Raw genomic sequence first — 15,793 nt, 5'->3', positions numbered from 1 at the left:
AATTCAATTAAAAGTAAGCCTTACCATTGATTTTCAATTAACTTTATAGGATAATATTAAAATAGTCTGTTTTTTCAGATAGAGAGAGAAAAAGTTTTTTGAGGTGAACAAAATTGAATATCATTATTGCATTGATACCTGCTGTTTGTTGGGGTATTTTTCCATTAATCGCTAGCAAAACTGGCGGTGGTCCTGCTAATCAAATTCTTGGAACCGGTTTAGGTGCTACTTTGGTTGGTTTAATCGTATTTGCTATCATGCACCCAACAATTACAGCTTCCGCTTTCATTTGGGCTTTCATGGCAGGTGCTTGCTGGACAATCGGTCAAATTGGACAATTTATTTCTATGAAACCTGAACGTATGGGTGTAACAACAACTATGCCTATCTCAGCTGGTTTCCAATTAGTTGGTAACTCTTTAATTGGAATGTTATTCCTAGGTAACTGGAGTGGAACAACAGCTAAGATTATTGGTCTTGTTGCTTTGGCAATCGTTGTTGTTGGTGTTGTTTTAACAGCGGTAACTGATGATAACAAGAGTGAAGCAGCTTCTGTAAAGGATGTATTATTCTTATTAGTTACAACAGTTGGTTACTGGATCTATAGTTCATTCCCTAACTTACCAGCTGTAAGACATGTTTCTCCAACTGCATTATACTTACCTGAAATGTTAGGTATTTTGTGTGGTGCTTTAATCTTTGTTTTCGCTACTAGAGAAACATCTGCATTAACAGCACGTGAAAGTTGGGCTGGTATGATCGGTGGAGCAATTTGGGGTATTGCAGCATTTGCATATATCTTCTCTGCTCAAGAAAACGGAACTTCAAGTGCATTTATTTACACACAATTGAGTGTAGTTATTTCTACTTTAGGTGGAATGTTGTTCTTACATGAACGTAAAACTTCTCGTGAACTAGGTTTCACATTAGCTGGTTTAGTGCTACTAGTTGTTGGTAGTATAATCACAGGCTTTATCTAAAATATAAAATTAATAATTAAAAACAAGAGATGTTCCATAGTTATTGGCTAATTAGTTGATGACTATGGGATGTTTTTTTGTTAAATTCCGTATTATGTTTTAAACTCTTTTAAACTTCGTATTATATTTTAAATTCTTTTAAACTCTTTTAAACTTTCAAACAAGAAAAATACTAATTGAAGATTGAAATTAAATTCTTTGACTGACATAATTTTCTGTAAGATATATAATTGAGTTTGTTACAACAATTGGTGTTTGGAGTTGATTAAAATGAGTGGTGAAGAAGCCAATAGTATGTTGCAATCTGTGATGAAGCATCATCATATGCAAATGCCATGGCACAATTTTATGCCAGATAATAGTAATACTCCTGCTAAGAGGGCAACTTTAAAAGAAAAAGCTACCTTGGTAGGAAGAGTAGGGATTATGCTTCTGTCGTATGGAACTGGTGCTTGGCGAGTGCGGGATTCTATGAATACTATTGCCAGAGAGTTAAATATTTCATGTTCAGCTGATGTAGGTTTGGTATCAATTGAATATACTTGTGTTGATGAAGAAGGGCATGGCTACACACAAGCCTTGTCTTTAGCAAGTACAGGTGTAAATACCGATAAATTATCAGAAATGGAACAATTTGTCATGGACTTCAATAAAGGTGGGTCTGATCTGAGTTCTGAACAGATCCATGAAATACTAGATGAAATTGAGCGTAAGCCAGGACACTATACTGCTATTATAGCTGGTTTAGCGGCAGCTTCTGCATGTTGCGCCTTCGTATTTTTACTAGGTGGAGGTCTAGTAGAAATGTTGTGTTCTTTTGTAGGAGCTGGTTTTGGAAATTATATTCGTAGAAAAATGATTGAGCGACGCATAACTTTATTAGCGTGTGTGTCTGTTAGTGTGGCAGTTGCTTGTATATTCTATTTGATAGCCTTTAAATCTTTAGTAGCAATAATGCATGTTTCATTACAACATGAAGCTGGATATATTGGAGCGATGTTATTCGTAATTCCTGGTTTTCCATTTATTACTAGTGGACTTGATATTGCTAAACTTGATATGAGATCAGGTTTAGAAAGAATGATGTATGCGATTATGATTATCACAGTTGCTACTTTAGTAGGCTGGGTGGTAGCGATGGCAGTTCATTTAAAACCCGTAAACTTCATTCCATTAGATCTAGGAGTAATACCAATGATGCTTTTACGGATTCCTGCTAGTTTTGTCGGAGTATTTGGATTCTCAATTATGTTTAATAGTACAATTAAGATGGCAACTTGGGCTGGAATAATAGGAGCTATTGCTAATACACTTAGGTTAGAATTAGTGGATTTAACCAGCATTCCAGCAGGAGCGGCCGCATTTATTGCTGCACTAGTTGCAGGTTTATTAGCATCGCTAATTAAGGGGTATCCACGTATTTCTTTAACGGTACCTTCGATAGTGATCATGGTTCCTGGATTATATATGTATCGTGCTGTATATAATATTGGAGTTGCTTCAATTAATGTGGGAGCAACTTGGCTTACTGAAGCAGCGTTAATAGTGATGTTTTTACCATTGGGATTAATTACTGCACGTATTTTAACTGATAAAAAATGGCGTTATAAAGATTAGAAAGGAAAGATAATTTGGTATTAAAAGTAGAAAAGATTTCAACTAAGTCACAAGATTTTAAGCAGATAAAGAGAGTTTATGAGGAAGTTTTTCCAAAAGTTGAACGAATTCCTTTGTGGTTATTGAAAATGAGAGCGAATGAAGGAAAAGCAGAATTTTGTAGTCTTTATGATGAAAATGAATGGGTTGGTTTCTTCTATACAATTTTGACAAAGAAATTAGCATATATCTTCTTTCTAGCAGTAGATCCTGATAGACAAGGCGATGGTTATGGTAGTCAAGCTCTTGAAGTAATCAAAGAACGTTATCAAGATTATACAATGGGATTAAGTTCTGAGAGACCTAGTCCAGAAGCTCCAAACAATGAGCAAAGAATTCGCCGACAAAACTTTTACGAACGTAATGGTTTTACAAAAGCTGGATTTTATAGTGTAGAAAAAGGTGGAGTAAGATACGACTTTCTTAGTCCACAAGGCAAGGTTAAGCCTAACTTATATGTTGATTTAATGGCTGAATTTTTCAAGCAAAGACAGGCTTATTATTTGCCATTAAGAGTTGAAAAAGATGATGAATAATTAAAAAGCTGGTAGAAAATTTCTGCCAGTTTTTTATTCCCCAAAATACATAAAAGATAACATCAAATGTCACTTTATGACAACATTTAATTATCCGTTAAAAACTTATAAAATAAATGACAATTAGTTGTTTACAAGACAACGTGAGAGTGTTATTCTGGTCTCTAAATTGTAAAAATAAAAGAGGTGATTTAAGTTATGTCAATGAAAACGAAGGGCATATTATTAGCTGCTGGTGGAGCATCATTATGGGGAGGTTCAGGAGCAGCAGCCCAGCAATTATTCATGACACATGCAGTGACAACAGAGTGGTTAGTAGCTGTTAGATTATTAGGTGCAGGACTACTATTATTAATTTGGGGATTAATTAAGTCTTCAAAACAAATCGATGAAATTATTCATGATCGAAAAAATATGGCAATGGTTTTGGCATTCGCAATTTTCGGAGTTATGAATTCGCAATTATCTTATTTTTTTGCTATTAAATATAGCAATGCACCGACAGCGACAGTCTTACAATATTTACAGCCAGTATTGATCGTTTTATGGATGGCTTTTGGTCAGAAAATTAGACCAAGAAGGGTAGATGGAATTTCAATTGTCGTAGCATTAATGGGAACATTTTTGCTAGTAACTGGTGGTCGTTTAGATACACTAACTCTAACCCCAATTGCGTTAGCTTGGGGATTATGGAGTGCAGTTGCTGCTACATTATATACATTACTTCCAAGTGGATTGTTGAAAAAATACGATGCGATGGTAGTATGTGGGCTAGCGATGTTTGTTAGTGGGATTATTATGTTGCCATGGTTCTTAACAATGGAACAACCACATTTATCATTATTCAATATAGTGTTAGTGATCTATATTGTGGTATTTGGAACGATGTTTGCCTATACCTTATTTTTACAAAGTATTCGTTATATAGCACCATCCGTTACTGGAATTTTAAGTGCTTTTGAACCATTGATTGCGACAATTTTAGCTGTTACTTTATTAGGAACTAAATTATCAACAGCCGCAATTATTGGATCATTATTGATTGTTTTAACAACAGTTATTCAAGCTGTGCCATTTAATGTAATATGGCGAAGATTTAGAAGGGTTAAATAAAATAACTGAAAAGTAAAAATGTTGAATTTGAACATAGGACCAATTTTTGAATTTCTGCAAAAATAAGCTAAAATTTGCAGAAATTAGAAAATTGGTCCTATCTTAAAATCGCCAAAAACAAAAATAAAGTCTTGAAATTATCCTCGTTGATAAATTCAAGACTTATTTTTATTGATTTAATTCTTCGGTTAGTGCAATAACTTTATCGACTGTGTCGTTTAAGAACTTGATAGTATTATGCAAAGGTTCTGCAGTAGTAACATCAACTCCTGCAACTTTAGCTGCATCCATTGGGGCCTTTTGATCACCTAGAGAGATATATTCTAACCAACGATCAACGGCAGGCTGACCTTCTTCTAAAACTTTTAGATAAGCTTGAGTAGCAATTGTTAAGCCAGCAGAATAAGTGTAAGAATATAATCCCATGTAGTAGTGGGATTGACGCATCCAAGTTAGACCAGCATTTTCGTCAATATCTACAGCATCGCCCCAGAAACGTTTTTGAACATCCATTTTAATTTGAGTAAGTTTATCACCATCAAAAGTTTGACCATTTTCAACTAAAGTATAAACTTCACGTTGAAAAGCTGCTTCCAATAAGTGGGTGATAAAGTTATGGAAGTAAGTATTTGTTAGCATCGTAGTATATGCGAAACGTTTCATGCGAGGATCATCACTCTTTTGTTCCAATGAATGAGTTAATAATAATTCATTAAAAGTAGAAGGAGACTCGATTAAGTATAATGATGGTTCACTTGTTAAGATTGAATTATTTTCGTTAATCTTAATAAAGTTACCAGCGTGTCCTAATTCATGAATTAAAGTATAGACATCAGGTAAAACGCCAGTCCAGGACATCAAGATGTAAGGATGAAGACCGTATGGAGTTGTTTCAAAGCCACCAGATTCTTTACCGGCATTGGCAGGGAAATCTACCCAGCGTTCAGGGAAAGCTTTCAAAATCGCGTTTTTATAATCTTCACCAAGTACGGAAACAGCTTCGCTAATATAGCCAGTAGCAGATTCTAAATCAGCTTTAGGTGCGAATTCAGGATCTAAGTCGATTTGTAAATCTGAGTAAAGCATCTTGTCTAAGCCACGTTCTTTTTGTAGAAGTTTAACGTATTTTTGCATAACAGGACCAAGTTCATCGATAATAACATCAATTTGACGGTCGAATGTTTCACGTGAAACTTCTTGATCTGATAATAAGTAATCAAAAACAGAATCATAGCCACGTAAATCAGCAAGTTTCTTTTCTTTGCTTACTTGAGTGTAATAGTTAGCGGCAACCGTATTTTTGTGTTTGCGCAAAGTATCAGAGAAAATTTGGTGTGCCTTATGACGTACTTCAGGATTTGGATGATACTGATAAGTATTTTCATAAAGTACAAATGACATAGGATAAGTCTTGCCATCAACTTCAAAATCTTCCATATCCCAATCAGCAGCACGAGCTGTAGTATAGATACGCTCAGACGAGTTAAGTGTAGGACTTAATGTCGCTAAAGTTTTCTCTACTTCTGGTGATAATTGATGTGGTTTTTCAACTTTCCAATGACGAACAACAGGAGCAAATTGAGGTTCAATTTCTGCAACTTGTTCAAGTAAAGACACTGGATTGGTTAGAACTTCAGTTTTGAAAAATGACAAATCAGCTGTAATTGCAGCTTGTAGATTATCGTTTTCAACTAGCATCTGATTGTATTCAGGATTTGTCATATCTGTAGTTTGAGGTAGAAAAGCATAGTGTTCAATCCAACTAAGCTTTTGATAGATAATTTCTAAATCATGTAAAGCAGCAATAATAATTTTAGCCTCAGTTAATTTAGAACGATAGTTATTTTGAAATTGTGTAACTAATTCTCTAACTGCTACCATATCTGCTTTCCAAGCTTTTTTATCTGGATAAATAGCGGTTAAATCCCATGTTTCATTAACTGGAACTTCACTTCTTTTTGGTAAAGCCATAACATCACCTCTAATAATTAATTAATGACAGTATAGCCGAGATTTTTTAAGTAAGCAATTTAAAACCATTGACGAAATAAAAATTAAGTGCTAGAATTGCTTACAATTAGTTAATAGACTTACATAATGATAGGAGGAACACCAAAATGCGTAAATTTAATTCAGTTGAATTAAATACATGTTGTTGTGAAGCGTGTCAATTGCGCTTCACGTTTTGGTGTGCCGATAATCTGTTTTAACAAGTAATTAGATTATAACCATAACTTATACGTAGAATCGTAATTGACACTAATCCAGTAAATTTGGGTTGGTGTCTTTTTTATTAACTAAAATTAATTTGGAAGTGATGACAATGATTGTAAAAAGTATCTATAAGTTGATAGGACAGACTCCTTTAATAGAGTTAGATATACCAGTAGCTAAAGGAAGTAGGATTTTAGCTAAGTTAGAGTCTTTTAATCCTGGTGGCAGTGTTAAAGATAGATTGGGAGTATCTTTGATTGAAGTAGCATTGAAGAGAGGCGATATCGATAAAGATACGACCATTATAGAGCCCACAGCTGGTAATACTGGAATTGGTTTGGCTTTGGCCACTCAAAAGTATCATTTAAAGACGATTTTGGTAGTACCGGAGCATTTCTCGGCTGAAAAACAAACTTTAATGAGAGCATTGGGTGCTGAAATTATTAATACTCCTAGAGCTGAAGGCATGCAGGGAGCTTTGAGAAAAAGTCGCGAATTAGCTAATCAGATCGCTAATAGTTATATACCTAATCAATTTGAAAATAGTGATAATCCTGATGCTTATACTAGAGGATTGGGACAAGAAATTATAGATGACTTACAAGCAAATAATTTGAAATTAGATGCTTTTGTGGCAGGTGCAGGAACAGGGGGAACCTTTGCTGGAACGGCAGAAATATTACAAGCAGAATATCCAGAGCTGACTTCAGTAGTAGTTCAACCAGAGGGATCAATTTTGGATAATCAACCTGAACATCCTCATCGGACAGAAGGAATTGGCGTTGAGAAAATTCCACCTTTTTTCAAAAAAGTAAAGGTTGATGAAGTTCAAACTATCAGTGATGATGAAGCTTTTAATTATGTTAAACAAATGGCACAAGATCAAGGCTTGTTTATTGGCTCTTCATCTGGTGCAGCATTAGCAGCAAGCATGCATATGGCAGAAAAATTACCAGAAAATTCAACCATTGTGACAATTTTTCCAGATTCTAGTGAAAGATACTTGAGTGAAAATATATACGATTAATCGGAGGTAATTATAATGAAATTTGAAACAAAATTAATTCATGGCGGACAAAGTGAAGATCAAGCAACAGGAGCAGTATCAATCCCTGTATACCGTTCATCAACATTTCATCAATATGAACTAGGTGGTAATCCTAAATGGGAATATAGTCGTACAGGGAATCCCACACGTGCAGCCTTAGAAGCTTTGATTGCTGATTTGGAAGGTGGGATAGCTGGATTTGCCTTTGCTTCAGGTTCAGCTGCAATTCATGCAACATTCTCTATGTATTCAGCTCATGATCATTTTATTGTAGGAAGTGACGTTTATGGTGGAACTTTCCGTTTGATAAATAAAGTATTGAAACGATTTGGTTTAGAATTTACAGTTGTTGATATGCAAGATTTGGCAGCAGTTGAAAATGCAATTCAAGATAATACAGTGGCAATCTACTTTGAAACACCAACAAATCCTTTGTTACAAATTGCAGATATTGCAGCTATTACAAAGATTGCTAAGAAACATAAGTTAAAGACAATCGTTGATAATACTTTTGCAACTCCATATAATCAAAGACCACTTGAATTAGGTGCAGATATTGTGGTACATTCAGCTACCAAATATCTAGGAGGACATAGCGATGTAGTAGCAGGTCTAGCAGTTACTAGCGATGCAGGAATTGCAGAAAAACTAGCATTTTTACAAAATTCAATTGGTAGTACTTTGGGACCTGATGATAGTTGGTTAATTCAAAGAGGGATTAAGACATTAGGGGCTAGAATGAGAGTTCACCATGCTAATACTAAGGCTATAATTGAATTCTTAGAAAATGATACTCGAGTTGCAAGAATTCTTTACCCTGGTTTACCTGATTTTCCTGGCTATGAAGTAGCTAAAAAACAAATGGATCATTTTGGAGCGATAATCTCTTTTGAATTAAAAGATGGATTAGATACAAAGAAGTTTGTTGAAAGTTTAAAAGTAATTTCGTTAGCTGAAAGTTTAGGTGGGATTGAAAGTTTAATCGAGGTTCCGTCTGTAATGACACATGGATCAATTCCTAGAGAAATTCGTTTAGAAAATGGAATTAAAGATGAATTAATTCGCCTATCAGTAGGGATTGAAGATGAAGAAGATTTAATTAATGATTTGAAGCAAGCATTAGATAAAATTGGATAATGATAGAATGGTCGAGAAAAACTAATTTTTTATAAAATTAAATAACTTATATTAATTAAAGAGGCTGGGAAAAAACTATATTTTCAGATGAATTTTAGAAAATAGTTATATTAAAAACCGCTAGGAATCAACGTTTTTAGTAACGTGATTTCTAGCGGTCTTTGAGTCTTGGGACTTTTTTCCCAGCCTCTTTTTAATTTCGATCTTTTTCTCAGATTTTGTTTTATACAAAAATTTTGAATAAAAGTCGTTTGAAATACAATTGCTAGATATATTAAATAGTGATAAAATCAGTGTGTATTTGAGTATTTTCTTTTAAATGGGAGGTATTTTATATGGAAAAAATGATGAAAAAAGTCGCAATTGCGACAACAATTGCTTCTGCAGTAGGGGTAAGTGCAGTGGTTGATAATACTGCAAAAGCAGATAGTGTAACACCAACTCAAGCAAAAACACAGACTAAAACTGATCAAGTTCAAGCAAATGCTGATACTGCAAAACAAGATTTGGATTTGGCAAGCACTAACGTTAAAGAAGCACAAAGCAAAGTAGATTCTGCCACACAAGCAAATCAAAGTGCAAATAAAGATGTTGCTGAAAAAAATCAAGTAGCATCAGATGCTCAAGTAGCATTAGATCAAGCTAAAACTGAACAAACAATAGCTGAAAATAAAGTTAAAGATGCACAAAAAGTGATAGAATCAGCTAACTCTGAAACTACTAAAACAGAAATAGCTGATAAGACAAATCAGTTAAATGAATTAAAACAAAAACAAACTCAAATAACAAATAATTTATCGAATGTACAAGCAATTCAGGTTCAAAAAGAAAATCAAAATAATAAGGCTCAATCAGAACTTAGCCAAGCTCAAAGTATATATAATCAAGCTGAGAAAAAGGCAAATGATCTTCAAGCTAAGTTAGATGCTAATAATATTGATAATTTAACTAGCGAAAAGACTAAGGCAGAAACTAAAGTTAATGAAATTCAGTCAGAATTAGACAAGGCTAATAAGGGAAATGATGATAGGGCTAAAGCTATTGAAGCAGCAACTAAAAAAGTAAATGATGCGACAACTTTAGTTAATCAAACTAAAGCAAGTTTGAATAAATCTCAATCAGAGTTAGCTAAAGCTCAAGCAGCATTGGCAGCATTAGAAAATAGTAAGACTGAAGTTTTAAATATCATTCAAGTGCCAAAAGAATACACACTAGAAGGATTAAAGGCGGCAAGTGAAGATAATAATGCAACTTTCAAAGCAATTTCTGAAAGTGGAATTGATTTGAATAGAAAATTTAACTACTCTCAAGCAGATGTTAATGAAAAAGTTGATTATCAACATCTAACACATGAACAATTAGTTGAAATTAATAAGTATGCAATTAGTTTAATTAATCAAATTCGTGAACATTTTGGATTAAAAGATTTAATCTTGAATGAAGAAGGATTGAAAATAACTAAAACAATAGCTGATGGTTATCAAGCAAAACGTGAGTCTATTATGAATGGGGATGGCCATGATAAAGAATTGCTAGATAAACGTGCTGAAAATATTGGCTCTTCTTCAGTATACGATACAGTTAGAACTAATATTCCAGCTATGCAAGTTAAAGCAGCAAAAGATGTTAGTTATAGAGAATATAATTCAAATTATATATCTATATCAACAATGGCTGATTTAAAGGCAAATATATATACTGCAATTTTGGCACTATTCTTTGATGACTCTAGAAGTAATTACGGACATGCTTTAAGTTTCCTAAATGAACATTATAAGTATGTAGCGGTAGCTCCATCAGTTATTGATGGTAGAGTTGATAATTATCCAGGTTATGGAAATGCTTATATTAATTTCTTAGATTGGCATTTTATTTTCCCAGGCTATACTACATGGAATGATGGCAAGTATACATACTACTCGGGAAATGAAAATGATAAATTAAATCCTGCTCAAGATATTGATTTAAGTAAAGCTACTGTCGATACGACTGCAGCTAAAGCAGAATTAGCTAAGAAACAAAAAGCATACAATGCCGCAAAGACTGAAAATGATAAGGCAGTGGCAACTTTAAATACAGCTAAAGCAGAATTAGCTAAAGTAAGTAACGGAGCAACTTCTGATGTGAAAAAATTACAATTTAATTTAGCCCAAGCTAAACAAGAACTAAAAGACATTAATAACAAGCTTGCTAATGCAGAACAAAATGGAACAACTCTTAAACAAGAATTACAAGCAGCAAATAAAGCGAAAGATGAAGCATTGAAGAACTTACAAGCAAAACAAGTAGATGCTGACAAGGCTAATAAAGAATTAGTAGTTGCTCAAGCTAATGTTGAGGCTGCTCAAAAGGCAGCAACTGAGTTAAACAATAAAGTTGCGGCAGTTCAAAAAGAATTGACAGAGTTAAATGATTTAGTAAACAAGGGAAATGCAGCTAAAGCAGAATTAAATTCCTTACAAGGTAAAGTAGCTGCAGCTAGAGAAAATGTTTCTGAAGCACAAAAAGTCTTAGATAAAGCCAATGAAGAACTTAACTTAGCTAAAGTAGAGGCTAGTCAAACTGCACAAGCTTTAGATAAAGCTAAAACAGAGTTAGACCAGGCAGTAGCTAAACAACAAGCAGCGTTGGATAACTATAATAAAGCTCTAAATAGTCAAAAGATCTCTCAAGAAGTTGATAGAAACATTCAAAAACAAACTGAAGAGAAGAAAGAAAATAAGGCTGATAGTGGCAAGAAATCAGAATTTACTTCAAATAAAGTAATAAAAGAAGCAAAGACAAATATTAAAGAAACTAATACATTTAAGAAACAACATGTTTCTGTAAGTAAGGCTTCTGTCTTACCAGCTACCCAATTACCTCAAACTGGTAATAAAACAGAAAATCAATCTGTTTGGGGACTAGTATCACTTGCTATTGCAGGTATGCTAGGTTTAGTAGGTTACAATAAGCAAAAGAAGAATAATTAAATAGACTAAAAGAACATTTAAGTGTTAAGAAGAACATTTAGATGTTCTTTTTAATTGACCTAAGATATTGAAAGATGGTAACTTAGTCATAGATAACGCTTACAATGGAAAGAGGTTTTACTATGACAACAAATTATATGAGTAACTATAGCTATGGCCCAGATTGTTTTAAAGAAATTCCAGAAGTTTTAGACAAGTATAAAGTACATAAAGTTGTTTTCATTGGTGGAGAAAAAGCATTAAAAAGTTCGCAAGCAGATGTGAAAAGTGTTTTGGAAAATAATGGATTTGCTGTAACTGGTAGTTTTGTTTACGGGAAAGATGCAACTCAAGCCAATATAGATAGACTAGTAGCGACTCCCGAAGTTCAAGATGCAGATATAATTTTTGGTTTTGGTGGTGGTAGAGCATTAGATACTGTAAAGATGGTAGCAAAGGATTTAGATAAGACTATTTTTACATTCCCAACAATCTGTTCAAATTGTTCAGCTGGGACGGGTATTTCTGTTTTATATAAGGAAGACGGATCGTTTGATAGATATGGATATCCAGATGTACCAGCACATGTTTTCATTAATACAAGTGTGATTGCTAAAGCACCAAAAGAATATTTTTGGGCTGGGATAGGAGATGGAATTAGTAAAGCACCTGAAGTAGAACATGCAGTAGCTGCAGCTGTTGAACGTGGTGTGGAGTTACCTCATACAGCGGTGCTGGGTGCAGCAATTGCGGCTTCTTCTAAAGATGCTTTCTATAAGTATGGGGAACAAGGAATTAAAGATGTAGAGAATGGAACTGTAAGTAAGGCTATTGAAGAAGTAGCTCTGGATATTGTAGTTTCAACAGGGTATGCTTCGAACTTAGTAAATCAAGACGATTTTTACTATAATTCATGCCATGCTCATGCTTTCTACAACGCAACGACAGCGATTAAAAAGGAAAAAGAACCATTGCATGGGCAAGTTGTTTCCTTTGGGGTAATGGTATTGCATGCTTATTTCAATGAGTTAGAGGAATTAAAGAAAGTAGCTGCTTTCAATAAAAAATTGGGATTGCCAGTAACATTGGAAGAAATAGGATTAAAGGTTAGTGATGCAGAAAAAATAACAGAACTTGCGATGCAAACTAATGAATATAAACAGACCCCATTTGATAAGGAAAAATACATAGAAGCAATTAAATTGGCGGATAAAATGGGTAGTGAAAACGCCTAATATTTTTTCAAAGTGTAAAAATAGTCTATGAAAATACAAGCAAATTATTTTGTGTCCAACACATTTTGAATTATGATAAATTTAGAATGTGAGGTGTCTGAAATGAAAGAAACAAAAGAAGAATTGAGACAAAGAATTGGTGAAGAAGCGTATCAAGTTACGCAAAATGCAGCAACTGAACGTGCTTTTACAGGCAAGTATGATGAATTTTTTGAAGATGGAATTTATGTAGATATTGTTAGTGGAGAACCGCTATTTTCCTCTAAAGACAAGTATAATTCAGGCTGTGGCTGGCCTGCTTTTACTCAACCAATTAATAATCGCATGGTAACAAATCATGAAGATAATTCATTCGGGATGCATCGCGTAGAAGTTAGAAGTCGTCAGGCACAATCTCATCTTGGACATGTTTTTAATGATGGTCCACAAGATCGAGGTGGCTTACGATACTGCATAAATTCAGCCGCTTTACAATTTATTCCAGTTGCTGAATTAGATGAAAAGGGATACGGAGAGTATAAGAAATTATTTGAATAGTTTCGAGGTGTAAAAATAGTCTGAAAAAATAAAGAAATCTATTCTATTAATATTGTAATTTACTTTCGTTTGTATATTATTTGTGCTATATGTAATATACAAATGAGGTGATGATATGGCAAAAACAGTTACAACTACTATTAGATTAGATGAAGAACTTAAAAAAGAATTAACACATGACTTAGATATTATGGGATTGAACATAAATGCTTATTTTACAATGGCAGTCAAGCAATTGGTATTAAAGAAAAAAATACCTTTTGAAATTTCAACATCTAGTAATGATATTCTTAATGAGACAACAAGAAAAGCAATGATTTTAGCGGAAGCTAAAGAATTAGGGTTAATACCAGATGATAGTCCAAGATTTAGCAATGTTGATGATATGATGGAGTTCTTGGATGGAGAGTAATTTTGAACTAATCTTTGAACCGCAATTTACTAATGATTATCGAAAGTTAAAAAAAGAGCATCCAGAACTTATACCTGACTTACGCGGAAGCTTTAAAGAACTTTCGATGTATAGAATAGTTAATGAGATAAGTAAGCCACACATATTGAATAATAGAGGTGGCAATTATAATGGAAATCAAGAATAACATTTATCTAATGGAAAGGTAGATGTGTTAGTTATCTATAATCCACATAAAACCAATCCTACTATAAGAATGATAAGGATTGGCACTCATAAAGACTTATTTCAGGGTGAATTGAAGTGATTCTCTTATGCGAAGAGGATCACTTCAATAAAAAATCTCTCCAATACAACCCAAAAAAGACATTCAGAATTTTTCTGAATGTCTTTTTACTTTAGCTATAAATAACAACAGGTTCATATTGCTCAACATTATCGTAAATTTGATTGATTTGCGAAGGTCGAACATTAACACAACCATGTGATCCATCATTTAGATAAGCAGTACTACTCCAATTTTTACGCCAGTTAGCATCGTGGAAACCACATCCATCTAAAGTAAATGGAGCCCAACGACTAACGGGACTTGCATAAGCACTGTTGTCGGCATTTTTACCTCGAAGTGTAGTATTAGTCTGTTTGTACATGATGTAATACAATCCAGTAGGAGTATTATAGTTTCCATCATTGGTACCAGTAACAACGTTAAGAGAAGCAACTTGAGTACCATTTTTATAGACCCATACATGTTGCTGGGAGATAGAAACTTCAACGTAAGAATTACCGATACCACTGTTGGATGTAGTGTTATATCCTAGACCATTTTCGGTATAACCTTCACCATAGATATCACTTTTGGCATTAAGGTTAGAATCACCCTTTTCAAAAGCAGTGGTGATAGATCTTGTAGCCTTAATAGGACTAAGAGCCCATCCATAGGTACCCTTATCTAAGGTAATTTCAGAACCACCAGTTGTTTTGAATTTGAGATTCTTATCGAGTGTACTTTGACTGTCGTTGATATCATCAATTTTCTTCTTTAAATTAGCAGCATCATATTCATATTTTCCATCTACAATTTTAGCGGAATTAATGACGTCTTTAGCAGCTAAAGTATAAGTCTTATTTTGAACAGTGTAATTAACTTTTTGATCAGCTAATTTTTCTAATTTAGCTTTATCAGCTTGAACTTGCTTGCTATCAGCACTAATTGGTTGAGTGTAGGCAGTAGTAAGTTTTATTTGATTATCGCTAAATTGCTTATCATATTCTTGCATAATTTTATTAACATCGTATTGATTACCTTTTTTAGCGTTAATAACATGGACAGAACCATTCTTTAACTCTGCATAGGCATCTTTAGGAGCTGTTCGACTAACGTTTAAACGTTCGAGTTCGCTTTTAACAGCTGCACGCAATTCGTTTTTACGATAAGAGTAATCACTATCGCCTTTAGCCTGATAGTCGTAACTGCGACCAGATGGGAAAAGGCTGAATTGCTTGTCAAAAATTTCTTGAACCTTTTCTTGGGAAACAGCATTAGTTGAATTGGTAGAGTCACTACCCTTAACAAGTAATTTTTCCCCTAGATATACATTGTTATTTAATTTAGTTGTTTTGAGTTTTTGTGTAGCTTCAGCGACTGACATTCCTCCAACTTTAACACCATTGATTTCGATATTACGATTGAAATGTTGTTTTTGATAGAAGAATGAGCCACCACAGATAAGGACTACAGCGCCTAAACCTGCAGCTAGCCATTTAGTTCCCTTATTTATAAAAATCACCCCATAAAAAACTATCTGTAAAACATAAAGTACACAATCTAATCTCTCTAGTTAATATTATATACATTAAATTAACAATATGTTAGTACAAAGTATTAAAATTCTGCGAAAAGCAGATTTTTTGACAATAATCTCTATAGGGACTATAATTCTTTTATTTTAAAAAAGTCTACACAAGGACTAA

Annotated in this window: 13 protein-coding genes; 11 read left to right on the top strand and 2 right to left on the bottom strand. The window is 33.8% G+C overall.

Features of this window, described 5'->3' with window-relative positions; translation table 11 throughout:
- The first annotated feature begins 113 nt into the window (after nt 1–113).
- The 4 genes from OZJ21_RS09525 (at nt 114) to OZJ21_RS09510 (ending at nt 4,285) form a co-directional block, all read left to right on the top strand.
- Nucleotides 114–980, top strand: coding sequence for a GRP family sugar transporter (locus OZJ21_RS09525; protein WP_101897932.1), 867 nt, complete (start codon nt 114–116; stop codon nt 978–980).
- Between the two features lie 270 nt (nt 981–1,250).
- Nucleotides 1,251–2,597 carry a threonine/serine ThrE exporter family protein gene (locus OZJ21_RS09520; protein WP_268857746.1) on the top strand — a complete coding sequence of 449 codons (1,347 nt, stop codon included), beginning with the start codon at nt 1,251–1,253 and terminating at the stop codon, nt 2,595–2,597.
- Nucleotides 2,598–2,611: 14 nt separating this feature from the next.
- Nucleotides 2,612–3,172, top strand: a complete 561-nt coding sequence (locus tag OZJ21_RS09515) for a GNAT family N-acetyltransferase (RefSeq protein ID WP_003707363.1) — start codon at nt 2,612–2,614, stop codon at nt 3,170–3,172.
- A gap of 198 nt (nt 3,173–3,370) precedes the next feature.
- Nucleotides 3,371–4,285, top strand: a complete 915-nt coding sequence (locus OZJ21_RS09510; protein ID WP_003708948.1) for a DMT family transporter — start codon at nt 3,371–3,373, stop codon at nt 4,283–4,285.
- A gap of 168 nt (nt 4,286–4,453) precedes the next feature.
- Here the strand turns inward: OZJ21_RS09510 and pepF are convergent, their stop codons facing one another.
- Nucleotides 4,454–6,256, bottom strand: coding sequence for an oligoendopeptidase F (gene pepF / locus OZJ21_RS09505; protein ID WP_113895972.1), 1,803 nt, complete (start codon nt 6,254–6,256; stop codon nt 4,454–4,456).
- A 352-nt stretch (nt 6,257–6,608) separates the two neighbouring features.
- Between pepF and OZJ21_RS09500 the strand changes: the two genes are divergently transcribed.
- The 7 genes from OZJ21_RS09500 to OZJ21_RS09790 all read left to right on the top strand — a co-directional run bounded on the left by OZJ21_RS09500 (nt 6,609) and on the right by OZJ21_RS09790 (nt 14,006).
- Nucleotides 6,609–7,526 (top strand): PLP-dependent cysteine synthase family protein, encoded by a 918-nt coding sequence (locus OZJ21_RS09500; protein ID WP_268857745.1) that lies wholly within the window; start codon nt 6,609–6,611, stop codon nt 7,524–7,526.
- A 15-nt stretch (nt 7,527–7,541) separates the two neighbouring features.
- Complete coding sequence (locus OZJ21_RS09495) at nt 7,542–8,684, top strand: trans-sulfuration enzyme family protein (RefSeq protein ID WP_268857744.1); 1,143 nt, start codon at nt 7,542–7,544, stop codon at nt 8,682–8,684.
- A gap of 335 nt (nt 8,685–9,019) precedes the next feature.
- Nucleotides 9,020–11,656: an SEC10/PgrA surface exclusion domain-containing protein gene (locus OZJ21_RS09490; protein ID WP_268857743.1), complete on the top strand. Its 2,637-nt coding sequence runs from the start codon at nt 9,020–9,022 to the stop codon at nt 11,654–11,656.
- 122 nt (nt 11,657–11,778) lie between these two features.
- Nucleotides 11,779–12,870 carry an iron-containing alcohol dehydrogenase family protein gene (locus OZJ21_RS09485; protein ID WP_098034307.1) on the top strand — a complete coding sequence of 364 codons (1,092 nt, stop codon included), beginning with the start codon at nt 11,779–11,781 and terminating at the stop codon, nt 12,868–12,870.
- Nucleotides 12,871–12,972: 102 nt separating this feature from the next.
- Nucleotides 12,973–13,407: a peptide-methionine (R)-S-oxide reductase MsrB gene (gene msrB, locus OZJ21_RS09480; RefSeq protein WP_087251038.1), complete on the top strand. Its 435-nt coding sequence runs from the start codon at nt 12,973–12,975 to the stop codon at nt 13,405–13,407.
- Between the two features lie 115 nt (nt 13,408–13,522).
- Nucleotides 13,523–13,819, top strand: coding sequence for a type II toxin-antitoxin system RelB/DinJ family antitoxin (locus OZJ21_RS09475; RefSeq protein WP_268857742.1), 297 nt, complete (start codon nt 13,523–13,525; stop codon nt 13,817–13,819).
- Nucleotides 13,809–14,006: a hypothetical protein gene (locus OZJ21_RS09790; RefSeq protein ID WP_328284339.1), complete on the top strand. Its 198-nt coding sequence runs from the start codon at nt 13,809–13,811 to the stop codon at nt 14,004–14,006. Before OZJ21_RS09475 ends, OZJ21_RS09790 begins: the two co-directional genes overlap by 11 nt.
- Nucleotides 14,007–14,217: 211 nt before the next feature.
- Here OZJ21_RS09790 and OZJ21_RS09465 read toward each other — a convergent pair whose 3' ends face one another.
- Entirely contained in the window at nt 14,218–15,609 is a 1,392-nt protein-coding gene (locus OZJ21_RS09465) for a L,D-transpeptidase family protein (protein WP_087251034.1), read from the bottom strand.
- Between the last annotated feature and the right edge of the window lie 184 nt (nt 15,610–15,793).

The sequence above is a fragment of the Ligilactobacillus sp. UO.C109 genome, assembly GCF_026847815.1.
Taxonomy (GTDB): Bacteria; Bacillota; Bacilli; order Lactobacillales; family Lactobacillaceae; genus Ligilactobacillus; species Ligilactobacillus salivarius.
This window is presented reverse-complemented; position numbering and strand designations above follow the sequence as displayed.